This is a genomic window from Hymenobacter sp. BT559 (assembly GCF_017571525.1).
Classification (GTDB): domain Bacteria; phylum Bacteroidota; class Bacteroidia; order Cytophagales; family Hymenobacteraceae; genus Hymenobacter; species Hymenobacter ginsengisoli.
The window spans coordinates 302997-329322 of the sequence record NZ_JAGETY010000006.1; the positions used below are offsets into that span (position 1 = coordinate 302997).

A 26326-nucleotide genomic window follows, 5' to 3' on the forward strand; every position below is an offset into this window, starting at 1 on the left:
GTCATATCGAGCGTAAGCTAGAGCTTGCTCACGGCCAGCAGCAGGCGAATCCAGCCGCCAATGAGCAGCAAGCCACCGATGGGGGCCACCGCCCCAAACTTGGTGATGCCCGTGAAGCAGATGGCGTAGAGCGAGCCACTGAAGATAAGAATACCCCCGAGCCACAGCGCCGCCGTGGTGTCGAGCGGGTCGCGCAGCTCGGGCCGGGCTACGGCCAGCATGCCCACCGCCAGCAGGGCCAGCGTGTGATAAAACTGATAGCGAACGGCCGTTTCAAAGGTTTCGAGGCGGCCGCTGGCCTCAAGCATGGGCCGCAGGCCATGCGCGCCAAAGGCGCCGATGGCCACGGTAAGCGCCCCTAGCAGGGCCGCGAGCTGAAGAATAAGGCGGGGAGACATAAGCAAACGATAAAAATTTGCTTGCAAAGAACGTCATGCTGAGCCCCGTGAGGCATCTCGTTCCTATTGCTAGGCTAGCATGCTACTGGTGCGCGCAAGATGCCCGGTAAGGTTCGATATGATACTTTATGAGCGTAACTGATTCATCAGCAACAGCTAGCGCCTCAGGCTCGGGGCGGTAGTGCATCGGCCGAGAAATGAAACGGCAGCAAGTCGGCCAAGCGCTCGAAACGAAGCACCGAGCCGCTAATACTCGGGAGTAGCAACCAAATGGGCTGGCCCTGGCGCACTTCGTATTCGAGCATTACTTGGCGGCAGGCGCCGCAGGGTAGGGCGGGGCCAAACTCGCCCTCGGCGGGGCGGCCCGCCACGGCCATGCCCACGATAAGCGGCGGCGGACTGGGCCGGCTGCCCGCCAGCCCAAACAAGGCCGTGCGCTCGGCGCACAGACCCGAGGGGTAGGCGGCGTTTTCCTGGTTGGTGCCCTGCACGAGGCTGCCATCGACCAGTAAAAGTGCGGCACCCACGTGGAAATGCGAATAGGGGGCATAGGAATGGGCGGTGGCGGCGCGGGCAGCGTCCCAGACCTGGCGCTCGGCGGCGCTGAGCTGGTCGGGAGTGGCTAGCTCGTGGTAGTGCAGCGAAAGCTGGCGCAGGGTAGTGGTAGCGTCGATGGTGGGGGCAGCCATTGCGGCGGGAATAAAAACGGGGCGACAAAGTAAGGGCTTATTTTGGAATAGGCAACCCGGGCGCAAAAACGGCTAGCCCCGCTCTGAGAAGGGCCAGCCCGCCAGGCTGGCCTCATTGGGCGGGCCATGTACTTTTGCCCGCATGACCCCACCTACCCGCTTGCTGCTACTCGGGGCCGGTCGCTCGGCTTCGGCACTTATTCAGTACCTGTTGCGCCACGCCCCGGCCGAGCGCTGGTTTCTGACCGTGGCCGATGCCGCGCCCGCCCACCTCGCCCCGGTGCTGGCCGCGCACTCGCAGTATGCCCGCGCCGTACCGCTCGATGCGCGCGATACCGCACAGCTGCGCGAGCTGGTAGCGGAGGCCGACCTCGTTATCTCGATGCTGCCCGCCTTTTTGCACCCGCTGGTGGCCCGAACCTGCCTGGAGTTTGGGCGCCACCTGGCCACGGCCAGCTACGTGAGCCCCGACGTACAGGCCTTGCACCAGGATGCGCAGGCGGCCGGCCTGGTGTTTTTGATGGAATGCGGCCTCGACCCCGGGCTCGACCACATGTCGGCAATGCAGACTATCAATGCGTTGAATGAGCAAGGCGCACGCATCACCGGCTTCCGCTCGTACTGCGGCGGGCTGGTGGCGCCCGAGAGCGAAGGCGACAATCCCTGGCACTACAAGTTCAGCTGGAACCCGCGCAACGTGGTGCTGGCTGGCCAGGGCGGCCCCGCCCAGTACCTCGAAAACGGCGAGTTGCAACACATTTCGTATCACGAGCTGTTTGCCCGTGCCGCCACGATAAGTGTGCCCGGCCACGGCCATTTCGAGGGCTACGCCAACCGCGACTCGCTCACGTACCGCGCCGCGTATGGGCTGGCCGACGTGCAAACTATGCTGCGCGGCACCTTGCGCCGCCCCGGCTACTGCCCGGCCTGGCAGGTACTGGTCGAGCTAGGCCTCACCGATGATGAAACCCGCCTGGATAACCCCGCCGGCCTGCCCTGGCAGGCGCTGGTAGCTAGTCGCTTTCCCGAAGAAGAAATAGTGGGCGATGTGGCCCAGCACGTAGCCGCCAGCTTTGGCCTTGACCTGCACGGCCCCGAGCTAACGCGCCTGGCCTGGCTAGGCATCTTTGGCGAGCGCCCAGTAGGCATGTCCAACGCTACCCCGGCCCAGCTGCTGGAGCACTTATTGGTAGAGAAGTGGGCGCTCGGCCCCCACGACCGCGACCAGGTGGTGATGCAGCATCAGTTTGAGTATGAGCTGCAGGGCCAGGCGCGCTGCCGCACGGCCTCGCTGGTGGTGACCGGGGCCGATGCCACGCACACGGCCATGGCCCAAACCGTGGGCCTGCCGCTGGGCATGGCCGTGCGCCGGCTGCTGCGCGGCGAGGTAGCGGGCCGCGGCGTGGTCATCCCCACCACGGCGGAGCTCTACGCGCCCATTCTACAAGAGCTGGCAGCCGACTACGGCATTGCCTTTGAAGAGCACGACGACGCCCGTTAATGTTTCGTCACCCCATGCTCCCTGCCGCCCCGCTGGCCGCTTACCTGCGCTTACGGCTGCGGCTGCTAGCCCGCCTCCTGTGTGAAATTGGCTGGTGGCGGCTGGTGCTAGGTGGCGCGATGCTAGGGCTAGGCCTATTGCAGGCGCTGGCCAGCCTGGGAGGGCACCCGGTGGGGCGCTGGCTGCTGCCGCTGTTGGGGGCGGGGGCGCTGCTAGGGGCGCACCGCCAGCGCGCCGACCTGCCGTTTCTGGCTAGCGCGGCGCCTGGCTTTCGGCCGTGGCTGGCGGTCGAGTATGGGCTAGCGGCGCTGCCGGGGGCGCTCGGTCTGCTAGCAGTGCGAGGCTACGGCCCCGCGGCGCTCTTGCTGGGGCTGGCGCCGCTGGTAGCCTGGGCCCCGCCAGCCCGCGCCGATGCCGCCACCCGGCACCGCTGGCGCAGCCCGTTTCGGAGCGAGGCGTTTGAGTGGGTAGGAGGGATGCGGGCCACCAAGGGTCTGTGGTTGTGGCCTATACTGGTGGCGCTAGCTACTTGGCAGCGCGCCCAGCCCCTGGCGCCGGTGGCGGGCCTGCTGCTCTGGCTGCTGGTAGTAGCCGCCTGCTACGGCATCCCGGAGCCTAGCCCAATGTTGACGCTGGCGGCCCGCACGCCCCGGCAGTTTTTGCGGCGGCGCCTGGCGCTGGGCCTCGGCTATGCGGCAGCTACGGCGGCGCCGTTTTGGCTATTGCTGGGGCTCGGGAGCGCCGGTGGGGGCGCTGTCCTGGCGGTGGCGCTGTTTTGGCTGTGGCTGCTGAGTATGGTAATTCTTTGTAAATACGCCTTTTACCCGGTTGTGGGGCATATTCGCAGTACCCAGGGGCTGGTGCTGGCGGTGGGCCTGCTAGGGGCTTGGCACCCGGCCTACCCGCCCGTAATGCTGGCCGCTGCTGGTGGGCTGGTGTGGCAAAGCCAGCGCCGCTTGCGGGCCGTATTGGCCACTTAGCAACAACCTGTCTTATGCTTGAAATCAAGGATTTGCATAAAGCCTACGGCCCCCACGAAGTGCTGCGCGGCGTGAGCCTGGCGGTGCGGCCGGGCATTATCCACGGCCTGGTGGGGGCCAATGGCGCTGGCAAAACCACGCTTATCAACTGCCTCTACGGCCTGGAAAGAGGCTTTACGGGCACCGTGCGGGCTAGCGAAAGTGCGAGCCTGCTGGTGCGCGAAGTCACGGGGCTGGTACCGTACGAGCCGTATTTCTACCCCCGCCTCACCGGGCGCGAGTACGTGACCTTCTGCCTGCAGGCGCGGGGCCGGCCGGTGGCCGACCTGCGCGGCTGGAACGAGGTGCTGGAGCTTCCCCTCGACCAATACGCCACTGAATACTCGGCCGGCATGAAGAAGAAGCTGGCCCTGCTGGCCGTGCTGGTGCAGGATTTTGCCTACCTCATCCTGGACGAGCCCTTCAACGGCCTCGACCTTGAGGCCAACCTGCTGCTCAAGGAAGTACTAAAGCGCTTGCGCGACCGGGGCACCGGCATTCTGCTCACTTCGCACATTCTGGGCACGCTCACCGAGGTGGCCGACGAAGCCACCGTGTTGGTGGCGGGCCAAGTGCAGCGCCACTACACTGCGGCCGAGTTCGGCACCCTCGAAGCCGACTTGCTGGCCGCCCTGCATGGCCAGAAGCTGAGCCAGCTAGCCCAACTGTTGTGACCCTGGCCAGCCCAGGTGGCTAAAAGCCCAGCCTACAACGCCAGGTAAAATCCTGCCAGTAGTGCCCGGAACGCTGCCGAATACTGTCCGTCAGCCTCTTGGATGACAAGAGTAGAATCGAGCGGGCTAGCCGGCTTTTCGCGCCCAAACTGCCAGATGCTGCGCGTGATGCGCCCACCCGGGCGGTGTCGCACGGCCAGCCGCGCCTGCGCGCCTAGCCCGCTAGCCAGTGCCGCCTGCGCAAAATGCTGCATCTCGGGCGGCGGCAGCAGCACGGTGAGCGTGCCGGCCGGCGCCAAGTGCGCCGTGGCAAAATTGCAGATTTCGGCAAAAGTGAGCGAGCTGGCCCCCGTATGCCGCGCCAGGGCGCGGGCCGCATCGGGCGGGGCCAGGCTGTGCCGAAAAAATGGCGGATTACAAATGAGGTGGCTGAATGGTGCCGGCCTGGTAGCCGCGTAAGCCGCCAGGCTCAGGGCATGCACAGCTATGCGGTCGGCCCAGGGGCTAGCTGCCACGTTGGCGGCAGCCTGCGCGGCAGCGGCTGGGTCAACTTCCACGGCTTCAATCAGCGCAGTTGAGGCGCGCTGGGCAGCCATGAGGGCTAGCAGGCCGGTGCCGGTGCCGATGTCCAGCACGCGGCTAGCCCCGGTGAGGTCGGTGGCCGCGCCCAGCAGGCAGGCATCGGTGCTCACCTTCTGGGCGCAATAAGCCTGCTCGATGCGGAATTGCTGAAATTGAAAAAAGTCGTTGGGCAAAATAGCGGGAGTAAGTGGGTCTGGGCAGTCAGTACAGCCCTAGCGAGGCTTTACAGGAATCCAGATTTCTTCTTTAGCTGTAGGGGCATCGGGGCGATAGTTGGCGGGCAGTACCTCGAAGTGGGGCCGGTCATCCAGGGCGTAGCCAGATGTGGGAAGCCACTCCAGCATAATGTAGCGAAACACGGCCGGGCCGCCGCTAGCGGGTCCCTGGTAGTCGAATACAGCGTAGAGGCCGGCTGGCAGCACAAGTAGCTCCAAATCGGCTGGCACATCCGCTGCCTGCGCTACGGCCACGGCTGCCCACTTCTCGAAAATAGCTTCGGGGCGAAAGCTTTGAAAGTAAGCAGCCCCATACATCTGCACTGAATACCGCTCGGCGCTGCCAGCGAAGGGCTGCGCCCGCAGCCGCTGCCCGAAGCTCCGCCACAGCGCGGCCGTCGTATCGGCCAGCAGCGACAGGCGCTGGCGCTGCCCGGCTAGGGTCGTTTCGGGCAGGGTTTCGAAGCGCGGCTGCATGAGGAGACTTTTAGGCTTGGGCACCGCTAATTATTCAGCTCAGGTCGAAAGGATTAAAAACACGTGCGCGGAGCTTATCGAACCACGAAATAGTATCTTGTCCAGTAAGTAAGTTGAGGTCTTTTAGGTCTCCATATACCCGATACCTGACGTGCCAGTCCGGGTCATGTAAAAGTTGCCGCAGTTTGGTTACTGTTCCAAAATCGGTGGGCTTAATGAAATCAGGTAACAAACTGGCTGCATAGTAGCGAAGTGCCAATGCTTCATTTTCCAGCTCCTTGCTTAATAACGCAACTAGCGCATCTCTTTTTTGAATTCGGCAGCGCTGATAAAGGAAAATTCGTCCAAATAAGTCAGCACTTTCTGCGGAGCGGTAGCCGTGCGCGCAAGGGCAAATAGGCGCTGAGCTTCTTGCATAAAAAAGTCGCCCCAATTGTCTAAGTCCGTCGCTAGTGCCTCATAGAAAATGGGTAACTTATTACTCAACTCATCAGCTACTGTTTCAAACTTTTGCGCATGAACTAACCGAATAAATGCAGCAGGGTCGGCGTTCGCTGTTTCAAGCACCAGCTTCCGCGTTTCCCGTTGTGCAACAGGCGGAAGTTCATAATAAGAAGCTAATCTGCTTGCTAGGCCCGCGTTCATAACCTTACCCTAGCGCCTCATAGCCCTCATCTACTAGCAGCCCTTTGCCGAGTGCGCTTTGCACGGCCAGCACGTCGCAGCGTTCGTTTTCGGGGTGGCCGGCGTGGCCTTTTATCCATTTGAAAGACACTTTGCGCTCCTTGTACACGCGCAGGAAGCGGCGCCAGAGGTCCTCGTTGGCTTTTTTGCCGAAGTCGGGCTTTTGCGCCCAGTTGAAGACCCAGCGCTTTTCTACCGCATCGACTACGTACTTGGAGTCGGAGACGACGAGGATGGGAATTTCGGGGCGCGTCACGGCTTCCAGACCCACTATCACGGCCAGCAGCTCCATGCGGTTGTTGGTGGTGCGGCGGAAGCCCTGGCTCAACTCCTTTTCGTGGGGGCCGTAGCGCAAGATGGTGCCGTAGCCACCCGGGCCGGGGTTGCCGCGCGACGAGCCATCGGTAAATAAGGTTATCAAGGGAATACTAAACTAATGCGGCCTATTGCGGGGTACCTCACCCCCGGCCCCTCTCCTTGAGGAGAGGGGAGCCTGACGACTACTGACGATACTTAACTTTTGCTTGCACTAGGCTTCCCTCTCCCCAAGGAGAGGGGCCGGAGGCGAGGTACCCCGCCTTGGGCTAGCGTGCTACTTCCTCATTCCGGATTTTCTCAAAAAACTGCACCAGTGCCTCAAATGCGGCATCGGGCACGGCTGGGAAGTTGGCGATGCGCAGGCTCGTGGCCTTGTGGTCGCCGTAGCCCGAGCCCAGCTGCAGGCCGGCCTCGTCGCGGGCGCGGCGCTTCATCTCCTCAATGAGGGCGGCCGGGCCTTGCAGGCCAATGACGGTGGTAGAGCGGGCCTCGGTGTTGTCGATGAGTGGGCGCAGGCCCAGCGGCTGCACCTGCTCGAAGTAGTCGTAGAGCTTCTGAGCGCGCTCGGCCAGGTGCGGGGCGATGGTTTTGATGGGTTCGCGGGCTTGCAGCACCCGGCTCAGGAGGTAGATGCCCAGCACGTTGGGGGTGTGCGTGGTTTGGTAGTTGAGCATCTGCTTCACCATGCCGTTCAGGCTGTTGTAGTGCGCATTATCGCCTACTTCGCGGGCGCGGGCCACGGCGCGGGGCGATAGCACCATGATGCCCAGCCCGGCCGGCAGGCCCAGGCACTTTTGCACCGAGCCATACCACACGTCGGCCTTGATGAACTTGAGGGCTAGCCCCCCCAGCGAGGAAGTAGCATCAACAGCCAGCAAAGCAGGGCCTAGCCGGTTGAAGGTGTTGAGAATGAACTGGTCGCGCAGTTGGGTGGCGGTGCTGGTTTCATTCTGGGTGAGACACACGAGGTCGGTTTCCTCGGGGTTGAAGGGTAGCGTGGCCGGGTCGGGCACGTCGTTGATATCGAAGCGCAGGCCAGTGCAGCCGGGGCGCAGGGCACGGGCGTAGTCAAACCATTTCTGCCCAAACGACCCGTTGTAGAGGTGAAACGAGCGGCGCGGCGTCAGGCTCTGCGCCAGAATTTCCCAGCATTCGGTAGCCGACGAGGTAAACAGAATGGTATAGTCTTGGGGAATGTTGAGCTTGAGGCGGGCCTGGTCGAGGCAGTGGCGCACCAGCGCCGTGAAGCGCTCGGAGCGGTGCGGCACCGACAGCCAGCCTTCCTCAAATGCGTCGGCCAGGTACTGGCGCACTTCGGGGTACACGGCTGCTGGGCCGGGGTTGAAGGTATATGTGGGGAGGGTTGCCATGCCGCAAAGGTAGGGGCGGGGCTAGCCCAAAAAGCCCCGCCCGGCACCTTATTGCACTACTAGCCGGGTGTGGGCGCGGCCCGCCCCGCCATCCCACTCCAGCACGTAGAGGCCGGCCGGCACGCTGGCCAGCGGCAGGTCGAAGGCTGCCCGCCCGGCAGGGCCGGTGGCGCTGGCCATGCAGCGGCCAGTAGCATCGAGCAGGCGCACCTGGGCCGCGCTGCCGGGGGCTAGCGGGCCGCTGAGGTGCACCGTGCCGGTGGCGGGGTTGGGGTAGGCCACCAGCTCGGTAGCGGTGGCCGATACACTCACCACGGGCGAGTAGGCTACCTTACCATCGAGGTCTACCTGGCGCAGGCGGTAGTAGCAGGTGCCGGCCAGCGGGCGCATATCGCGGGCCTGGTACTGGCGCGGGCTGGTGCTAGAGCTGGCTGCCGCCACCTGCGCCACGGCCTGCCAGGCGCTGGTGGTCGGGTCAGCCTGGCTTTCGACTACAAAGGCGGCGCTGTTGCTTTCCAAAGCGGTGCCCCAGCTCAGCAGCGTGCCCTGGCCGGGCACGTGGCGTGCCGTGAAGGCTACTAGCTCTACCGGCAGTACGCAGCTGCTGGAGCTGTAGGTAAGGATAGTGCGGCCGGTGTAAGCGGCCGCGCAGTGCATGGTAGCGGCAGTGCTGTAAGTAGTTTCGCTAGTGGCGGCCGCCAGGTCGGTATTGGCGTCGAGGGTGCGCTTGGTTTGGCCGTTGGAAATGGAGTAATTCATGACCCCGGTGCTGGAAATGATATGCGACAATAGAATGCCGTGGCCCAGCTCGTGCAGCGCAACGCTTTGAAAGTCATAGTCGGTAGGGGCCGGCGTGCCGCTGCCGTAGTACCAGTTGATGGCCGCCGCGTTGGTAAACGTATAATCGGTTTCAATCAGGTCCCAATTGACAGCTGAGCCCACATAGCAGCCCTGGTAGTAGCTATTGGTGACGCCTAGCACGCCGGTGGAGAGGGAGCCGAACGCCACGAGATTTACGCCGTCGGCCGCGGCTGCCGTTGGCGAAGCGTCGGCGCCCAAGCTGCGGTTGGCGCCGGCCTGGCAGTGCCAGCTGGCAAGGGCTGTCTCAAACGAAGTGCGGGCCGCCGCTGGCACCTGCGTGCCGGCGGTAGTGCTAGTGGTGTAGTGCAGCAAGTAGCCGGTGGGGTTGCTGGCTACGTTGTCGGTCTCGCTGGTGCCCGCCAGCCGCACCGAGTAGGGCTGCGCGGTGCCCGTAAAGCTGCTGGAAACACTCGTCAGGGCATAGGTCACCGTGAGGGGGCTAGCCGAAGCAGCCGTGTTGGCGTCGCTGTTAGTTACCCGCACCGTGCCGGTGCCGGCCGTGTTGCTAGCCGAGGGCACCTGCACTTGAATCTGGGTGTCGCTCCACAGCAGGTAGGCCCCGGCCACCGGCCGGATGTAGGTGGCGCCCCCATCGTCGGCGTTGCGAAACTCGACGTAGCCCGTGCCTTGCGTGGCGTTAAAGCCCGAGCCATTGATAGTGAGCACCCCATCGGCCGACGACCGGTTGGCGGTGCTGGTGCCAGCCGTTACGGCGCTGGGCGAAAAGCTGCTGATGGCGGGTATGGCCGTAGCCAGCGGCCCAGCCGCCGCGCGCAGGCTGCGGCGCTGAGTAGCGGTAGTCAAGGCGCTGTTGGCCGCCACCGTGCGGTAGGTAGTGCCGGCGCCAGCCTGCACGGCCTCGTAAAGGGCCTGGCCGATGCTGGCGTAGCGCCCAAACGGCTCGCTGGCCGTCAGGTCGGCCAGGTCGTAGCGGATAAATCCCTGCGGCCCGGCGTAAGCCCGCCGCTCGCCCGGCTGGCTAGGGTCGGCCTCCAGAAAAAAGATGCCCTGCTGCCCGGTCAGTAGCTGCAGCGCTCCGCTTACGTCCTCGCGGCGCAGCCCCAGCGTGCCACCCTGGGTGAGCAAACTCAGCGGCCCGGCCGGTAGCTGGCCCCGAAATACCTTGAAGACCTCCAAGGTGTTGCGGGTCACGAGGTGGCCGCCCAGGTCTGCTACCTGCTGGCTGGCCACGCGGGCTTCTACTACCAGCGTAGCCTGCTGGCTACGCTGGCTCAGGGGCACCGGCGCCAGCATACAGCTTTGAGCACGCGCTAGTTGGGGCGCCGCGATGCATAGCCAAGCAAGCACAGCGGGCCCAGCATAACGTAATAGAGGAGACATTGATACTTATTGTAAAAATAGCTTTCTACCAAAAGTACCAGTGCAATGAGGCTTAGTAAGTATGTGAGGGGGTTAAATGCAATATTATCCCATTTTAGTGCTGGCGTTAAGCTAACGCCGGCCAAAGCCCACCGGCCGGGGCCGCTGGCTCAGCAGGTAATGCAGGGCTAGCCGGTAGCTTTCCAGCCCAAAGCCCGCGATGCTGCCCACGCAGTGCTTGCCGATGTAGCTTTTGTGCCGAAAGTCTTCGCGCCCGGCCAAGTTGCTCAGGTGCACTTCGAGCACGGGTAGGCCCGCGCCGGCCACGGCGGCCACAGCATCGCCCAGCGCCACGCTGGTGTGGGTAAAGCCGCCCGCGTTCAGCACCACGGCCTGGCTGGCGGCCGTGCTACCCGCCTCGCCCCAGCCGGCCGCCACGTGCAGGCGGTCGATGAGCGCGCCTTCGTGGTTGCTCTGGAAAGCGGTGAGCGCAAGGTCAGGGAAAGACTCCTGCAATTCGGGCAGGAAGTCGTCGAACGAGCGCGTGCCGTAGATGTGCGGCTCGCGGCGGCCTAGCAGGTTAAGATTGGGGCCGTTGAGAATCAGAATGTTCAAGGAAGTAAGCGTAATGGTTGACTAAGGAGCGTATTTAGCTCTGGCTAAAATCGCTTTCAGAACGTCATGCTTCGACAAGTTCAGCATGACGTTCTTTTAAATTTCTAAACACACTCTCAATTATTAATACAGACCCAGCGCTGGCCCGGTTGGGCTAGCGGACCCAGGTCAGGGTATAAGTCTTGCCAGCTTGCGTAGCCAGGTCATACTCCGCCCAGGCCGACGACCCAGCCGGAGAAGTGCCGCCGGCCGCCGAGGTGAAAAACAAGCTTTGCTGGTAAAAAGGATTCGGATTGGGGCCGGTGGCGGCTTTCAGGGAAGCGCCCTGGGGCGCCTTTAGGCCCTGGGGCACGCGCAGGCGCAGGTTGCCGCCCAGGGTGGCGCGCACCGTGAGGCTGGCTAGCCGGCCCTGCTGCCAGTGCAAGGATACAACCTCGAAGCCCCCGCGGGCGCGCAGGCCCGTGACCGTGCCCGTGGGCCAGGCGCCGGGCAGGGCGGGCAGCAGGTGCAGGGCGCCGTCGTGGCTTTGTAGCAGCATTTCGGCCATGCCGGCGGTGCCCGCGAAGTTGCCGTCAATCTGGAACGGCGGGTGGGCGTCGAACAGGTTAGGGTAGGTGCCGCCGGGGCCGCCCCAGCCCGTAGTGGCCGGCACGTAGGTGAGCAGCTGCCGCACCAGGCGGTAGGCGTGGTCGCCATCGAGCAGGCGCGCCCACCAGTTTATTTTCCAGCCCTTGCTCCAGCCGGTGCCTTCGTCGCCCCTGGTTTCAAGGGTTTTGCGGGCGGCGGCCAGTAGGGTGGGGCTGGTGTGCGGCGTTATTTCCCAGCCTGGATACAGGCCGTAGAGGTGCGAAACGTGGCGGTGGTGTGGGTCGGTTTCGGCAAAGTCCTGCGACCATTCCAGCAGCTGCCCCTGGCTACCTACCTGCAGCGGCAGCAGCCGGCCCGTGGCCGCCCGTAGGCTGTCGCGAAAGCCAGCATCGACCCCTAGCACCCCCGCCGCCTGCCGCACCCCGGCAAATAGGTCGCGGATGATGGACATATCCATGGTCGTGCCCACCGATACGCTCTGCTCGTGGCCTGCCGCGTCGCGAAACTTGTTTTCGGGCGTGGTCGAGGGGGCCGTGACTAGGTGGCCGTGGCCGTCGTCGACCAGCCAGGCTAGCGAGAACTCGGCGGCCGATTTCATGACGGGATAAGCCCGGCGCAGGAAAGCCTGGTCGCCAGTGTAGAGGTAGTGCTCCCAGAGGTGGCGGCACAGCCAGTTGCCGCCCATGGCCCAGTTGGCCCACATGGGGTCGCCCTGGCCGCGGTCACCCACCGGGTACGACATCGCCCACAGGTCGGAGTTGTGGTGCGCTACCCAGCCGCGGGCGCCATAAAATTCGCGTGCCGTGGTGCGGCCGGTCTGTGCCAGGTGAGGCAGCCAGTCGAGCAGCGGCTGGTGCAGTTCGCTCAGGCCCGTGACCTCGGCCGGCCAGTAGTTCATCTGGGTATTGATGTTGATGGTATAGTTCGAGCTCCAGGGCGGGCGCACTTCCTTGTTCCAGATGCCCTGCAAGTTGGCCGGCGGCCCGCCGGGGCGCGAAGAGGAAATGAGCAAATAGCGCCCAAACTGAAAGTACAGCGCCTCCAGCGCCGGGTCGGTAGCACCGCGCGCATAGGCTTGCAGCCGTTCATCGGTAGCTGGGGCGGCGCCCCCGGCAGGGGCTAGCGGCCCGGACAGCACCAGCGTAGCCCGGTTGAACAAAGCCTGATAATCGGCCAGGTGGTGCTGGCGCAGGGCGGCGTAGCTGCGGCCGGCCGCGGCGCGCAGCGCGGCAGCGGCTAGGGCATCCTCATCGAGGCCCTGGCGGTCGGGGCACTTATCGAAGCCATTGAACGACGTAGCGGCCGCTACCAGTAGCACCACCTCGGTGGCCTGGCGCACGTGCAGGCCGGCCGTATCGGCCGTTACGGTGCCTTGTTTGGTCAGCACCCGCAGCCGGTACTCGAACCGCATGCCGTTGCAGCCGCTGGTGTCGGCATATACCACGGGCGGCTGGCCGGGGCGGTTGTAGTAATTGGGGTCAACGTGGGCCGGGGCTTTGCCGCGCACCAGCAGCTCGCCGGGCGCGCCGAGCGCCACCCGGTAGCGCAGCAGCGAGCGGGCCGACACGTCGAAGCTCAGTTTGCCCGGCTGGCTGCTGCTGAGGCGCAGCACCAGCACCTTGTCGGGCGCCGATATAAAGGCCGTGCGCTCGTAGCGCACGCCGCCCGCCACGAAGCGCGTGGTGGCCGTGGCGGTGGCCAGGTCAAGGTCGCGGTAATAGTCAGTAGGCGTGCGGCCGCCCAGGTTTTGGTGCAGGCGCACGTCGCCGAGCGGCATATACGACTCCGAATACAGGCCCTGCATCTGGCGGGCGAGGCGGTCGGCCCGGCCGTAGTCCTGGTCTTGCAGCAGCGCCTGCCGCACCTGCGGCAGCACCGCCGCCGCGCCAGGGTTCACGCTCGCCCGCACCGGGCCGCCGCTCCACAGCGTGCTTTCGTTGAGTTGCAGCAGCTCTTGCTCGGGGCCGCCAAATACCATGGCCCCGAGGCGGCCGTTGCCTAGGGGCAGCGCTTCGGTCCACTGCTGGGCGGGCTGCTTGTACCAAAGCTTGTTGACTACCTGTCCCTGGGCGGGCAGGGCTAGCAAACCCAGCAGCACCCCTAGCCAGCAGGCTGGGGCTAGCATTTTTGGCGGGAGGTAGGGCATAAGTTCTGGTGAGTGGTGAGCCAGCAAAAGCGTGCAGAGCAGGTTCTGGCCACGAATAACCGACATGATTCGGCGGCAACGCGGCTAGCCCCGACTTTTGCGGCGCGGTAGCCCATTGCCCGCCACAAATAACTCATCTGTTAACCAAGTGACCTGGCCGCAAGCTCTCAAACAATTCGATGGCTACCTGCGCCTCGAAAAGTCACTCTCGCCTAATTCGGTAGAGGCGTATATCCGCGACGTGCGCAAGCTGCAGCAGTGGCTCGAATTTGAGAAGCTCAAGGCGGGCCCGCTGCAAGTAACCACGCGCCTGCTGCGCGATTTTCTGGCCGCGCTCACCGAGCTCGGCCTATCGGGCACTTCGCAGGCGCGCACCTTGTCGGGTATTAAGGCTTTCTATGAGTTTCTCATCATGGAAGACCTGCTCAAAATTGACCCCACCGACACGCTGGAGTCGCCCAAGGCCGGCCGCCACCTGCCCGACACCCTCTCGTATCCCGACATTGAAAATCTGCTAGGGGCCATCGACCTGAGCACCAGCGAAGGCCTGCGCAGCCGGGCGCTGCTGGAGGTGCTCTACTCGTCGGGCCTGCGCGTGAGCGAGCTCTGCGATTTGAAGCTGTCGAACCTCTACTTTGAACAAGGCTTCATGCGGGTGCTGGGCAAGGGCAACAAGGAGCGGCTGGTGCCCATTGGGCGTGAGGCCGTGAAGCACCTGCACTTTTACCTGGGCGGCGTGCGCCAGCATCTTACCGTGCAGCCCGGCTGCGAAGACCTCGTTTTTCTGAGTATGCGTGGCCGGCAGCTGTCGCGCATCACCGTCTTCACCACCATCAAGAAGCTGGCCGAGCTGGCCGGCCTGCGCCAGACCATCAGCCCGCACACGCTGCGGCACTCGTTTGCCACGCACCTGCTCGAAGGCGGCGCCGACCTGCGCGCGGTGCAGGAAATGCTGGGCCACGTCAGCATCACGACCACCGAAATTTATACCCACCTCGACCGCGACTACCTGCGGCAGGTTATTACCGAGTTTCACCCCAGAAGCTAGGATTAATCGGGGCGGCGAAAAATCGTTTGTCATTGCGAGCGCAACGAAGTGGAGCGCGGCAATCCTTCCTTTGTCGTTGGGTTACTACTCCTATGAGGTGGACGACAAGGAAAGATTGCCGCGCTCCACTTCGTTGCGCTCGCAATGACAAACGATTTTTCGCCGCCCGCCTCCCGGCGCCCGCTTTACCTCGCCCTGCTAGGCCTCTTCCTGTTTCTACTGCCGGTGCTGCTGCTGGGCCGCCACGGCTACGTGCTCATTCACGACAACCTGGACACCGAAATCCCGCTGGTGTACCTGCTCACCAAGCTGCAGTTGGCTTTTGCCTACGGCCGCGACGTGGGGGTGCCCGAGGTAATGAACGGCATTCCGCGCAATGCCCTGCGGCCCGGCCTGAGCGCGACGGTGCTCGTCTTCAGTATTTTCCGTAATAACCCCCTAGCGGCCTACCTCATGCACCAGGTGCTGGTGCGGGTGCTGGGCCTGCTGGCTATGTACTGGCTGCTGCGCCGCTACGGCCTAAGCCAGCCGGGGCAGCGCGGGCTAGCGGCGGCCGTGGCGCTGGCCTGGGCCACGCTGCCGCTCTACAGCATCTATGGCCTCACGGTGCTGGGGCAGCCAGCGCTGCTGCGCGCCGCGCTGGACCTGCGCCAGGGGCGCAACCCCTGGCTGGCGTGGGCGGTGTGCGCGGCGTTTCCGTTGTGGTCGATTTTCGTGTACGTGGGGCCGTTTATTGCCGTGGTGTGGGGCGGCCTGCTGCTGCTCGACCTGGCCCGGCGCGGGCGCGCGGCCTTGCCCGCCACGGTGCGCGGCGCGGTGGGGCTAGCCCTGTTGCTGGCCATGTACATAGTGGTAGAATGGCCGCTGTTTTACTCGCTGCTGGTGGCCAAGCAGTTTGTCTCGCACCGCGAAGAGTTTGACTTTGTGCGGCTGCTGCCGCACGGGGTAGGGGTGGGGCTGAAGGAGGCGCTGCGCTACTTTTTGCTGGGGCAATACCACGCCAGCCCGTTTTTCCGGGGCGTGGTGCTGCTGGCGCTGGGCCTGGTGCTGGCCCGGCTAGCCCCGGCGCGGCGGCTGGTGCTGGGCCGCCGGGTGGGCTGGGTGCTACTGGCGCTGGCGGGGGCGTCGCTGTTTTGCGGCTTTGCGCCGCAGCTTGCCATGCTCTACCAAAAACAGCTGCCGCTGCTGCACGCCTTCACCCTCACGCGGTTTCATTTTCTGATGTCGCTGACCTGGTTCGGGCTTTTCGCGCTGGCCCTGCGCGAGCTGCCCGCTACGCCGGCTGGCCGGCGGCTCGCCTATGGGCTAGTGGCTTTGCAATGTGTAGTTGCGCTGCCGCTTAATGCTGAGTACGTCAACAACCTGCGCATACTAGCGGGCGTGCCGAAGGCCGACGCCCCTAGCTACACTTCCTTTGTGGCGCCCAAGCTGTTTAGCCAGGTTAAAACCTTCCTCTTGCGTCAAACAGGGCAGCCGCCCGCTGCCTACCGCGTGGTGAGCCTGGGGCTGCCGCCGGCCGTGGCGCAGCTCAACGATTTTTATACCCTCGACAGCAACCAGAACAGCTACCCGCTGCCCTACAAGCACAGCTTCCGGCCGCTCGTGGCCGGCGAGCTGGCCAAAAGCCCGGCCCTGGCCACCTACTACGATGCCTGGGGCAACCGCTGCTACCTGATGAGTGCCGAGCTCGGGCGCAACTACCTGATAGGCAAGCAGCCTCCGCGCACGGTGCAGCACCTGGACTTTGATGCGGCGGCCTTTCGGGCGCTGGGTGGACGCTACCTGCTCTCGGCCGTGCGCCTGGCTCACCCCGAGGAAAGCGGCTTGCGGCTGCTCGGGGTGTTTACCGATTCGGAGGCCTACTGGCGGCTGCATCTGTACGAAGCTCCGGCCGCTAAGGCCGGCTAGGCTATCCTAGCGGCCGGCACCCTGGGTATCCTGCTGCTGGCATTCGCGCAGCCAGGTGGCAGCATCTTCGGGGGTTGTAAATACCTGCACCTCAAAGTAATTGCCGAAAGGGTCGCGCGCCAGCACCGCGCCCAGGTCGGCCTCGGTGTGGGGCTGGGCCACGTGGGCCACATGGCGCAGCCCTAGCCGGGCCGCCTGCGGTGCCCAAACCTGCTGGAGCCAGGCTACCGAGTCGAACCACGGCCCCTTAATCTGGCTGTTGTCATTGAGCAGGCAGGGTGCCAGGCCTTCTTGCAGCACGCCGAGCGCGGCCAGGGCCCCTTGCTCGGCGTCAGCAGGCGACACAAAGCCTTGCCAGGTGGTGCGCAGCCAGTGCTCGGCCGATACATATTCAGTGGTGCAGTAGGCTTGTCCGTTGGGGTGGCATACTATGCCGGGTAAAGGTTGCATCAGGTAAGGGCTGGGCTACGTCAACAGGTGACAAAAGACGGAAAGGTGTGCTGAAAAGGACGAAAAAGCACGTTGAGCGGTTACAGCTCAGCTTAGGCCCACAGAAAGCTGTCATGCCAAAACCGACGTCGTTGGCGTAGATTTGAACTTTCCGTTTGCCCCCGCATGGCTACTAATAATTACCGCAACCCGCCGAGTGGCCCGGGCGCCACCAACCGCCCGGTGCCCCCGGCCGACCAGGGCCCGTCCCGTCCGGCTAGGGGCAATACTCCGCGCTCAGCCCCCGGCGCGGCCCCGGCCCCCGGCCCGGCCAAGGCAGCCGCCCCGGCCGGCCGCAGCGCACGTGCGCAAGCGGCAGCTCCGGCCCGGGCGGCCGAGCCGCGTGGCCCTCGGCGCCCCGTGCCCGGCCTCGGCCAGCTCACGGCGCTGCTGCGCGACCGTCGCTTTCACTTGCTCATCGGCTTCGGGCTGCTGCTCGGCTCGCTCTACCTCACCATTGCCTTCACCTCGTTTTTGCTGAGCGGCCGCGCCGACCAGAGTGTGGTGGCCGCCCTCGGCACCGTGCCCGTGAAGGAGGCCGGCCAGGAGTCGGGCAACTGGCTAGGCCTGCTCGGCGCCTGGCTGGCCGAAAAATTCATTTACCGCGGCTTCGGGCTCGCGTCTTACGCGCTTATTCCGATAGTCTTCTTCCTGGGCTATAAGATTGTGTTTCGCCGGGCCCGGGGCTCGGTGAGCTATGTGCTGGCGCTGGGGCTGTTTACCATGCTCTGGGTCAGCGCTCTGCTGGGCTATGTGGTAGTGCAGCTGGCGCAGCCCGGCGCCGACCCCGCCCAGGCCGGCGCGGCCCAGGCCCATCGTTTCGATTGGCTCAGTGGTGGCGCTGGCTACGAGCTGGCTTTGTGGCTCGACTCGCTCATTGGCTGGGGCACGGTGCTGCTGCTGGCGTTTGGGCTGATAATGTTTGTGATATTCTTCTTCAATATCACGACGTTAAATCTTAATCTGGGCGGCAAAGACGACGAGGAAGAGGCCGAAGCAGAGGTGGTTGCCGCGCCTGCCCCCGTGGCCAACCGCCCCACCAAAACGCCCGCGCCTCGCGTCTCTGAGCCCGAAATCGAGCTCCTGCCTGCCCGCGAGCCGGAGTTTGAGCCGGCTCCGCGCCCTGGCCCCCTTAAGGCGCCGGTGCTTGCCAGCACCAGTTTTGAGGTAGTCACGGCACCCGCTGATGAGCCTGAAAGCAGCCCGAATGTCGGCCTGGACCTCAATGGTGCAGCTGCCACGGCGCTGGCAGTAGCGCCTGCAGTGCCCCTAGCCGCGGTGCCGACGGCCGGCCCGGCTTTCTCGTTTGAGCTGCCCGAGTCAGAGCCCGAAGTAATGCCCGCCGCGCCCGTGACGGCGAGCGTGCCTACGCCGCTCTCACTAGCCGACCTGGCCGAAGGCCCATTGCCCACGGCCACTAGCCCGGGGCCCACCTTACCCAGCCAAAAGCTGGAGATAACGGTGCCCAGCCGCGATGACCTTGACCCCAACGCGGGGGCCGACATCGCAGCCGTGGCCGACGAGGATGAGAACGCCGACGTCATGCCCGACGTCAACTACGACCCCACGCTCGACCTCTCGCGCTACCAATTCCCCACCCTGGAGCTGCTCAACGACTACGGCGTAGCGAAAGCCCAGGTAACCAAGGAGGAGCTGGAAGCCAACAAGGACCGCATCGTCGAAACGCTAGGGCACTACGGCATCACCATTGCCAGCATCAAGGCTACCATCGGGCCCACGGTCACGCTCTACGAGATTGTGCCCGAAGCTGGGGTGCGCATCTCCAAAATAAAGAGTCTCGAAGATGATATTGCCCTGAGCCTGGCGGCGTTAGGTATTCGTATTATCGCGCCCATTCCGGGCAAGGGCACCATCGGCATCGAGGTACCCAATACCAAGAAGGAGATGGTAAGCATCCGCTCGGTGCTAGGCAGCGAGAAGTTTGCCCGCTCCGAGATGGACCTGCCGGTGGCCTTTGGGCGCACCATCACGAACGAAGTATTTGTGGCCGACCTGGCCAAAATGCCCCACTTGCTGATGGCCGGCGCCACCGGCCAGGGTAAGTCGGTGGGCCTGAACGTGATACTGGCCTCGCTGCTCTACAAGCGCCACCCCGCCCAGCTCAAGTTCGTGCTCGTCGACCCTAAGAAGGTGGAACTCAGTATCTTCAACAAGATTGAGCGCCACTTCCTAGCCAAGCTGCCTGACACGGAAGAGGCCATTATCACCGACACCAAGAAGGTGGTGAACACGCTCAACTCCTTGTGCATGGAGATGGACCGGCGCTACGACCTGCTGAAGGAAGCCGGCTGCCGCAACCTCAAGGAGTACAACGCCAAGTTTATTGAGCGGCGCCTGAACCCCAAGAAAGGCCACCGCTTCCTGCCCTTTATCGTGCTGGTAATCGACGAGTTGGCCGACCTCATGATGACGGCGGGCAAGGAAGTCGAAACGCCCATTGCCCGCCTCGCCCAGCTGGCCCGTGCCATCGGCATTCACCTCATCGTGGCTACGCAGCGGCCTAGCGTGAACGTGATTACGGGTATCATTAAGGCGAACTTCCCGTGCCGGATTTCCTTTAAAGTGACGAGCAAAATTGACTCGCGTACCATCCTGGATACGGGCGGGGCTGACCAGCTCATTGGGCAGGGCGACATGCTGTTCTCGGCCGGTTCCGACCTCATCCGGGTGCAGTGCGCCTTCATTGACACGCCCGAGGTTGACCGCGTGTGCGACTACATCGGTGAGCAGCAGGGCTATCCCGATGCCTACCTGCTGCCCGAGGTGGCGGGCGCCGATGGCGACTCAGACTCCGACGCCAGCGACCTCGACCTGGCCGAGCGCGACTCGATGTTTGAAGAAGCGGCCCGCTGCATTGTGCTGCACCAGCAGGGCTCAACTTCGCTCATTCAGCGCAAGCTCAAGCTCGGCTACAACCGCTCGGGCCGCATTGTAGACCAGCTGGAGCGCGCCGGTATCGTGGGTCCTTTCCAGGGCTCGAAGCAGCGCGATGTGCTCATCCCCGACGAGTACCAGCTGGAGCAGCTGCTAGCCACGCTACCGAAATAAAAGCTGGCTGCCATTGTGAGCAGAGCGAAGCAAACGCTTCCGAACAACTCGTTCTGGGGCTATTGCTTCGCTCTGCTCGCAATGGCAGCCAGCCGTTTGGCCCCGCTTTTGCGTATGCATACTCACCCGGCCCCAACTCGGCCGGGTTTTTTCTACCCATGACCAAGCAATTCTCCCTGTTGGCACTGGCCGCTAGCCTGGCTCTGCCGGCCGCCGCGCAGCAAGACCCTAAAGCTGGCAAAATTCTCGACGCTGTCAGCGCCAAGTACACGGCCCTCAAGTCGTTTCAGGCCAGCTTTACCCAAACCCTGGAAAACCCCGCTGCCAAGCTCAAGCAAAACCTGAGCGGCGACGTGACCGTGAGCGGGCAGAAATACCACCTTGCCACGAACGGCCAGGAAATCATCAACGATGGCAAAACGACCTGGACCTACCTCAAAAATGAGAACGAGGTAAACATCACCGAGTCGGACCCCACCAACCAGGATATGTCGCCGGCCCAAATGTACACGATGTATAAGAAGGGCTATAAATACACCTACGTGAAGTCGCTGAAGGACGCCGGCGTGACTAGTGACCTCATTGAGCTGTCGCCGGAAGACCGCAAGAATGATGTATTTAAGGTGCAGATTATTGTGGGCACGGCCGACCACGCCATTCACAGCGTGAAGACGTTTAAGAAGAATGGCACGCGCACTACGTTCACCCTCAAAAACTTCAAGCCGAATGTTCCGGTATCGGCTACTTCGTTTGCCTTTGACAAAAACGCCCACAAAGGCGTGAAGGTGGTAGACCTACGCTAGCCCTCCTGGTTAGCCCAGCCTGGAAAAACCGTCTGTCATTGCGAGCTTGCGAAGCAATCGCCCCTGAACGAGTTGTTCGGAGGCGATTGTTTCGCTCTGCTCGCAATGACAGACGGTTTTTTGTTTAGTCCGCTATGCGCGAAGATTTCCTCCATTACGTCTGGCAGCATCAATATTTCGATAAAGTAGACCTACGCACCACGGCCGGTGAGGAAATCCAGGTGCTACGCCCCGGCCAACGCAACGCTGATGCCGGCCCCGATTTCCTAAACGCCCGCCTGCGTCTGGGCGAGGTGGAATGGAACGGCGCCGTGGAGATTCACCTGCGCGCCTCTGATTGGCACCGGCACAACCACCAGGTAGATGCCAAGTACGACCAAGTAATCCTGCACGTGGTGCTCACCGCCGATGCCGACGTGCGCCGCACCAATGGCAGCCTGATACCGACCCTGGCGCTAGCCCCGCGCCTGGCCCCCGACCTGCTGGCCCGCTACGAGGCCTTGGTGGCTTCGCCCCCCGCCGCCCCCTTGCCCTGCGCCCCGCTGCTAGGGCAGGTGCCGCAGCTGGTGCGCACGATGATGACCGAGCGGGCGCTGTTAGAGCGCGTTGAGCACAAGGCCGATATTATGGCCGAGCTGCACGCGCACCTGGGCCACGATTGGGAAGCCACGGCCTACCACGCGCTCATGGCCGCCTTTGGCTTTCAGAAGAACAGTGAGCCGCTGGCCCGGCTGGCCAAGGCCGTGCCGCTGCCGGTGCTGCGCCGCCACCGCCACGACGCGCGCCAGCTCGAAGCGCTACTCTTCGGCCAGGCTGGCTTTCTCGTTGAAAACGAAGAAACGGCGGGTGATGCCTATCTGGCCGACCGCCGCCAGGAGCACGAGTTTTTGCGCCATAAATACGGGCTAGCTGAGGCTGCGCTGGCCGCCCATGAGTGGAACTACCTGCGCCTGCGCCCTGCCAATTTTCCGGCCGTGCGGCTAGGGCAGTTGGTGGGGCTGCTGCACCGCCGCCCGGCCCTGTTCGATGCCTTGCTCACGGCGCAGAGCGTGGCGGCACTCAGCGAGTTTTTTGGCGGTGCGCCGGCGCCCGACTATTGGCGGCAGCACTTTCGACCCGGCCGGCCAGGCAAGGTGCCGGGCCTGGGTAAGAGTAGTATTGAGCTGCTCATTATCAACGTAGTGGTGCCGCTGCGGGTGGCCTATGCCCGCCACGTGGGCCAGCCGGCGCTGGTAGAGAGCAGCATAGCGCTACTAACCGAGCTACCCGCCGAGCACAACCAGTTTACCGACCTTTACGAGGAGCTGGGCTTCGAGCACCGCACAGCGGCCGACTCGCAGGGCCTGCTAGCCCTGCACAAAGGCTACTGCCAGCCGCGCCGCTGCCTGCGCTGCGCCATTGGCGCGCGGCTGGTGGGCGGCAGCGAAACCCGTATGCGCATCACGCGATGAGACTAGCGGTAAGTCTTCTGTTGAATGTGCTGCTGGCCGGGGCGTTGGGTTACTGGCTGCGGGGCCAGTGGCAGCGCGCCAGCCCCAGCCTGCGACGCTGGCTGCTGCCGGCGCTAGGGTGGCGGCTGCTGCTCACGGCCATCAGTAGCCTGCGGCCCAGCCCCGATGCGCAGCTAATGGGAAAATTCAGCCGGCTACTAACCGCTGATTTTTGGGCGCAGCCTACCGCGGCGCCCGCGCTTTGGCAAGGCAATCAGTTCCAGGCTGCCGGCGAGTCAGTAACCTTCTACGCTTGGTCAAATACGTTGTATTTCATCAAGCTGCTGGCCCTGACTAATATTGTTACAAATAGTAAATTGTGGCTTAATGCGCTGTACCTAAGTGTACTATGCTTTATAGCCTGTTGGTCGTTGGTTCGAGCGCTGGCCCAGGCATTCCCGCTAGCCTCGGTTGCAGCCGCAAGAGTAGCGTTTCTGGCTTGGCCTACCGTAATATGGTGGACGGCCGGTCTCACCAAGGAAACGCTGTTACTAGGGGCAGGAGCGGGCCTAGTATCCTTAGCCTTGCCAGCTATTTATGGCGCGCATAGTAGCCAGCCAGTACGGCTTAGTAAGGGTCTGGCGCGCCTGGTAGTAGGCATAGTGCTGGCGTGGGTCATGTTCCGTATGCGCTATTTCTTTGCCTTGCCGCTGTTGGGAGGGCTACTGGCGTTGGCGCTAGTGCGCCTGGCCACGCGGCGCGGGTGGCTAAGGGCGGGCTGGTGGCCCCAGATAGGCGGCCTGCTAGTGGCGCTGACCTTGCTGGCTGGCCCAGCTATTATTGGCGGTAATAAGCTGGTGCGCATCAAGTTTCTGGTCGATGAAATAGACCGCAATTATCATCACGGTCTGCTCACTTCATCGGGCCGGCCGCACCTCGAATACACCGATTGGCAGCCCACGCCGCTAGGGCTGCTGCGGCACGCCCCGCTGGCCGCCGAGCAGGTGCTGGTGCGGCCCTGGCTAGGTGAGTCGAGGCAACTGTTTTATATAGGAGCTGGTTTGGAAAATGCTTTGATAATCATTCTGTTACTGTTGTCAGTGGCGGCAATTGTTCGCCGCCGTCCAGGCCGGCTGCCGGTGGCCCTGGTGGTTGTGCTCATCGTCTACTGCCTGCTGCTAGCTGCCTTTATTGGGCTGAGTACCCCCAACCTGGGCACCTTAAGTCGTTACCGCGCCGCGTTCTTACCGTGGCTAATCCTGCTGCTATTGCAAAACGACTATGCTCGTAGCTTGTTGAAAAGGCTGGGTCAGTGGGGCCGAGTGGCTTCGTAGCCCTTCTCTGGCGTCAGTCGTACCTTTGTCAACTTATGGAAAATCCCGTTATCATTCTGGGCGCGCAGGCCATCGGCACCGCCGCGCTGGATGCTTTTTTATCCAATGACGTGGTCGTGTATTGCCTGCTCGACGACGACCCCAAGCTGCACAACACCGAGCTGCTCGACGTGCCCGTGATGGGCAACACCGACGACGGCGAGCTGCTGAAGCTGCTGGGCAAAAAGTGTGAAGTATTTGTGGCCACCGAAGATGCCGCCAGCCGCCGCAGCCTCGCCAAAATGCTGCGCGATGAGTACGAAGTAGTCCCCGTCAATAGCATTCACCAGCGGGCCAGCGTATCGGCGCACGCCGAGCTGGGCCACGGCAACTACGTAGGTCCCAATGCGGTAGTGGCTGCCACTGCCAAGCTGGGCGAAGGCGTTTTAGTTGGTCCGAATGCCGTGGTTGAAGGCCAGGCTAGCGTGGGCGACTATGCCCAGCTAGGCAGCGGTGCCCAGATTGGGGTAGGGGCCAGCGTGGGGGCCAACGCCTTCGTGGGCGCCGGTGCCGTGCTGGTGGCTGGTGTAAAAGTGGGCGACAAAGCCCGCGTGGGCGCCGGCTCGGTAGTAGTGGCCGACGTGCCCGGCGGCCAAACCGTATTCGGCAACCCGGCCAAGCAAGTGTAATTTTAGCTGTTAGCCATTAGCTGTTAGCTGTTAGCTGTTGTTTGAGGCTCATGGCAAAAGCTACTAGCTAGCAGTTACTAGCCAATAGCTTAAAAGATGTATCAAGTCCTTCTTTATTACTGCTATACTCAGCTCGACAACCCCGAGCAGTTCCGCGACGAGCACCACCGCCTGTGCCTCGACCTGGACTTGCGCGGCCGTATCATCGTGGCCGCCGAGGGGCTGAACGGCACCGTGTCGGGCACCCGCGAGGCGTGCGCCGCCTACATGGCCGCTGTGAAGGCCGACCCGCGCTTCGCGGCCCTGGAGTTTAAGATTGATGAGGTGGCTAGCCATGCCTTTCAAAAGCTGCACGTGCGCGTGAAGCCCGAAATCGTGCACAGCAGCCTGCACCATATGCGGCCCCACGAAAAAACTGGCCAGCACCTGAGCCCGCAGGAATTCAAGGAATTGAAAGACCGCGCCGACGTGGTGGTCGTTGATGTGCGCTCCGATTACGAATACAACCTCGGCCGCTTCAAAAATGCCGTGACGTTGGATATTGAGAATTTTCGCGACTTTCCCGAGCGCGTCGAGCGTCTGGAGCAGTTCAAGGATAAAAAGATTCTGACGTACTGCACCGGCGGCGTAAAGTGCGAAAAGGCCACTGCCTTTTTGCTGGAGCAGGGCTTCGAAAACGTGTACCAGCTGCACGGCGGCATTATTAAGTATGGCCACGAAGTGGGCGGCGAAGACTTTGAAGGCCAGTGCTACGTATTCGACGGCCGCGTAGCCGTCGATGTCAACACGGTGAACCCCAGCGTTATCTCACGCTGCCGCCATTGCCAGCAGCCTTCGGCCCGCATGGTCAACTGCGCCAACCCGCACTGCAACGACCACCTGCCACTTTGCGAAAGCTGCGGCGAGGCGCTGGGCGGCGCTTGCTCGGAGGCCTGCGCCGCGCACCCCGACAAGCGTCCCTACGACGGCACTGGCACTTACCCCAAGCAAAGCAACCATTATACCCCCGCGCAGGGTCTGGCTTCGTACCGGGGCTAGCTGCTGCCCAGACGCATTGGTTTTGGCAAGTGCACCAGCACCATGCTGCGCTACCTATTTCGTTCTGCTGCGATTGCTACGCTCGCAAGAACAGCTACTACTTGACGCCTGAAAACATGATTCCTGAATCCGAGCTCATCCTGAATGCTGACGGCACGATTTACCACCTCAATCTGCTGCCCGACCATATTTCTGATACCATCCTGACTGTGGGCGACCCGGCCCGGGTGACGCAGGTGAGCCGGCATTTCGACTCCATTGAGTTTGAGGGCACACACCGCGAGTTTGTAACCCACGTGGGCTACTACCGCGGCAAGCGCCTCACGGTGCTGAGCACCGGCATGGGCACCGACAACATCGATATCGTGCTAAACGAGCTCGATGCGCTGGTAAACATCGACTTTATGTCGCGCACGGTGCGCCCGGTAGAAGAACGCCTGAGCCTACGCATCATTCGGCTGGGCACCAGCGGCAGCTTGCAGGCCGATGTGCCGGTGGGCTCATTGCTGGCCACCCAGCATGCCGTGGGGCTCGACTCGCTCATGCAGTTCTACCCCCTAGTAGAAACCGGCCTTGAAACGCAGGTAGCCAAGGACTTGCAGCAGTCGCTAGCCCTGCCTTTCGCACCCTATGTGGTGCGAGGCTCCGACTTGCTGCGTGAGCAGCTGGCCGCTGACCTGCTCGTCGGCAACACCGTGACCTGCCCCGGCTTCTACGGCCCGCAGGGCCGCCGCCTGCGCCTCGACCTGCGCCAGCCCGACTACATGCAGCGCCTCCAGGACTTCCGTCACCAGAGCTCAGAGGGCGATTTCCGCCTCTCCAACTTTGAGATGGAAACGGCTGGCTACTACGCGCTAGGGCAACTGCTGGGCCACGAGGTGCTCAGCCTCAATGCAATAGTGGCCAACCGTGCCACTGGCGAATTTGCCAAAAACGCGGGCGATATCGTCGACACGCTCATCGCCCGCACGCTGGCTTTAGTCTGAACCACGGATTCGGACGGATTTTTCGGATTAGTCGGATTTTGTGGACGAGTATTTAGCCATTTGTTTCGTTAGCCTCTTAAAAGAGCCAGCCTAAGC

The 26326-nt window shown here is 63.2% G+C and carries 23 protein-coding genes; 12 read left to right on the top strand and 11 right to left on the bottom strand.

Annotated elements, in window-relative coordinates; all coding sequences use genetic code 11:
- Positions 1–17: 17 nt before the first annotated feature.
- Positions 18–398 carry a DUF423 domain-containing protein gene (locus tag J4D99_RS10880; RefSeq protein WP_208131725.1) on the bottom strand — a complete coding sequence of 127 codons (381 nt, stop codon included), beginning with the start codon at positions 396–398 and terminating at the stop codon, positions 18–20.
- A gap of 164 nt (positions 399–562) precedes the next feature.
- Positions 563–1087 (bottom strand): cytidine deaminase, encoded by a 525-nt coding sequence (locus J4D99_RS10885; RefSeq protein WP_208131726.1) that lies wholly within the window; start codon positions 1085–1087, stop codon positions 563–565.
- A 142-nt stretch (positions 1088–1229) separates the two neighbouring features.
- Here J4D99_RS10885 and J4D99_RS10890 point away from each other — a divergent pair, with 142 nt between their 5' ends.
- Genes J4D99_RS10890 through J4D99_RS10900 form a run of 3 tightly spaced genes read left to right on the top strand, consistent with a single transcriptional unit; the run spans position 1230 to position 4281 of the window.
- Positions 1230–2588 (top strand): saccharopine dehydrogenase C-terminal domain-containing protein, encoded by a 1359-nt coding sequence (locus J4D99_RS10890; protein WP_208131727.1) that lies wholly within the window; start codon positions 1230–1232, stop codon positions 2586–2588.
- A 14-nt stretch (positions 2589–2602) separates the two neighbouring features.
- Positions 2603–3568 (top strand): hypothetical protein, encoded by a 966-nt coding sequence (locus J4D99_RS10895; RefSeq protein WP_208131728.1) that lies wholly within the window; start codon positions 2603–2605, stop codon positions 3566–3568.
- 14 nt (positions 3569–3582) lie between these two features.
- Positions 3583–4281 carry an ABC transporter ATP-binding protein gene (locus J4D99_RS10900; RefSeq protein ID WP_208131729.1) on the top strand — a complete coding sequence of 233 codons (699 nt, stop codon included), beginning with the start codon at positions 3583–3585 and terminating at the stop codon, positions 4279–4281.
- 32 nt (positions 4282–4313) lie between these two features.
- On the opposite strand, the gene J4D99_RS10905 is transcribed toward J4D99_RS10900, so the two are convergent.
- The 8 genes from J4D99_RS10905 to J4D99_RS10940 form a co-directional block, all read right to left on the bottom strand.
- A complete protein-coding gene (locus tag J4D99_RS10905) occupies positions 4314–5036 on the bottom strand; it encodes a tRNA1(Val) (adenine(37)-N6)-methyltransferase (RefSeq protein WP_208131730.1) in 723 nt (240 codons plus the stop codon).
- 39 nt (positions 5037–5075) lie between these two features.
- Positions 5076–5555: a GyrI-like domain-containing protein gene (locus J4D99_RS10910; RefSeq protein ID WP_208131731.1), complete on the bottom strand. Its 480-nt coding sequence runs from the start codon at positions 5553–5555 to the stop codon at positions 5076–5078.
- Between the two features lie 294 nt (positions 5556–5849).
- The gene (locus J4D99_RS10915; protein ID WP_208131732.1) at positions 5850–6200 is read right to left on the bottom strand and encodes a hypothetical protein; all 351 of its coding nucleotides are present in this window, start codon (positions 6198–6200) and stop codon (positions 5850–5852) included.
- Between the two features lie 4 nt (positions 6201–6204).
- Positions 6205–6660, bottom strand: a complete 456-nt coding sequence (gene rnhA / locus J4D99_RS10920) for a ribonuclease HI (RefSeq protein WP_208131733.1) — start codon at positions 6658–6660, stop codon at positions 6205–6207.
- Positions 6661–6823: 163 nt separating this feature from the next.
- Positions 6824–7927, bottom strand: coding sequence for an aminotransferase class V-fold PLP-dependent enzyme (locus J4D99_RS10925; protein WP_208131734.1), 1104 nt, complete (start codon positions 7925–7927; stop codon positions 6824–6826).
- Between the two features lie 48 nt (positions 7928–7975).
- On the bottom strand, positions 7976–10042 hold the full coding sequence (locus tag J4D99_RS10930) for a T9SS type A sorting domain-containing protein (protein WP_208131735.1): 2067 nt from the start codon (positions 10040–10042) through the stop codon (positions 7976–7978).
- 198 nt (positions 10043–10240) lie between these two features.
- Positions 10241–10723, bottom strand: coding sequence for a type II 3-dehydroquinate dehydratase (locus tag J4D99_RS10935; RefSeq protein WP_208131736.1), 483 nt, complete (start codon positions 10721–10723; stop codon positions 10241–10243).
- 154 nt (positions 10724–10877) lie between these two features.
- Positions 10878–13457 (bottom strand): glycoside hydrolase family 95 protein, encoded by a 2580-nt coding sequence (locus J4D99_RS10940; protein WP_236018616.1) that lies wholly within the window; start codon positions 13455–13457, stop codon positions 10878–10880.
- Between the two features lie 148 nt (positions 13458–13605).
- Here J4D99_RS10940 and xerD point away from each other — a divergent pair, with 148 nt between their 5' ends.
- Positions 13606–14505, top strand: a complete 900-nt coding sequence (gene xerD, locus J4D99_RS10945) for a site-specific tyrosine recombinase XerD (RefSeq protein WP_208131737.1) — start codon at positions 13606–13608, stop codon at positions 14503–14505.
- Between the two features lie 144 nt (positions 14506–14649).
- A complete protein-coding gene (locus J4D99_RS10950) occupies positions 14650–16413 on the top strand; it encodes a DUF6044 family protein (protein ID WP_208131738.1) in 1764 nt (587 codons plus the stop codon).
- A gap of 6 nt (positions 16414–16419) precedes the next feature.
- Here the strand turns inward: J4D99_RS10950 and J4D99_RS10955 are convergent, their stop codons facing one another.
- Positions 16420–16863, bottom strand: coding sequence for a hypothetical protein (locus J4D99_RS10955; RefSeq protein WP_208131739.1), 444 nt, complete (start codon positions 16861–16863; stop codon positions 16420–16422).
- 165 nt (positions 16864–17028) lie between these two features.
- Here J4D99_RS10955 and J4D99_RS10960 point away from each other — a divergent pair, with 165 nt between their 5' ends.
- From J4D99_RS10960 to J4D99_RS10990, 7 genes are all read left to right on the top strand, one after another.
- The gene (locus tag J4D99_RS10960) at positions 17029–19971 is read left to right on the top strand and encodes a DNA translocase FtsK (protein WP_208131740.1); all 2943 of its coding nucleotides are present in this window, start codon (positions 17029–17031) and stop codon (positions 19969–19971) included.
- A 158-nt stretch (positions 19972–20129) separates the two neighbouring features.
- The gene (gene lolA1, locus J4D99_RS10965; protein ID WP_208131741.1) at positions 20130–20774 is read left to right on the top strand and encodes an outer membrane lipoprotein periplasmic chaperone LolA1; all 645 of its coding nucleotides are present in this window, start codon (positions 20130–20132) and stop codon (positions 20772–20774) included.
- A gap of 134 nt (positions 20775–20908) precedes the next feature.
- Positions 20909–22225, top strand: coding sequence for a DUF2851 family protein (locus J4D99_RS10970; RefSeq protein WP_208131742.1), 1317 nt, complete (start codon positions 20909–20911; stop codon positions 22223–22225).
- A 20-nt stretch (positions 22226–22245) separates the two neighbouring features.
- The gene (locus J4D99_RS10975; RefSeq protein WP_208131743.1) at positions 22246–23538 is read left to right on the top strand and encodes a hypothetical protein; all 1293 of its coding nucleotides are present in this window, start codon (positions 22246–22248) and stop codon (positions 23536–23538) included.
- Between the two features lie 35 nt (positions 23539–23573).
- Positions 23574–24206 (top strand): DapH/DapD/GlmU-related protein, encoded by a 633-nt coding sequence (locus J4D99_RS10980; protein ID WP_208131744.1) that lies wholly within the window; start codon positions 23574–23576, stop codon positions 24204–24206.
- A gap of 96 nt (positions 24207–24302) precedes the next feature.
- Entirely contained in the window at positions 24303–25244 is a 942-nt protein-coding gene (trhO, locus tag J4D99_RS10985; protein ID WP_208131745.1) for an oxygen-dependent tRNA uridine(34) hydroxylase TrhO, read from the top strand.
- A gap of 116 nt (positions 25245–25360) precedes the next feature.
- A complete protein-coding gene (locus J4D99_RS10990; RefSeq protein ID WP_208131746.1) occupies positions 25361–26230 on the top strand; it encodes a nucleoside phosphorylase in 870 nt (289 codons plus the stop codon).
- The last annotated feature ends 96 nt before the right edge of the window (positions 26231–26326 follow it).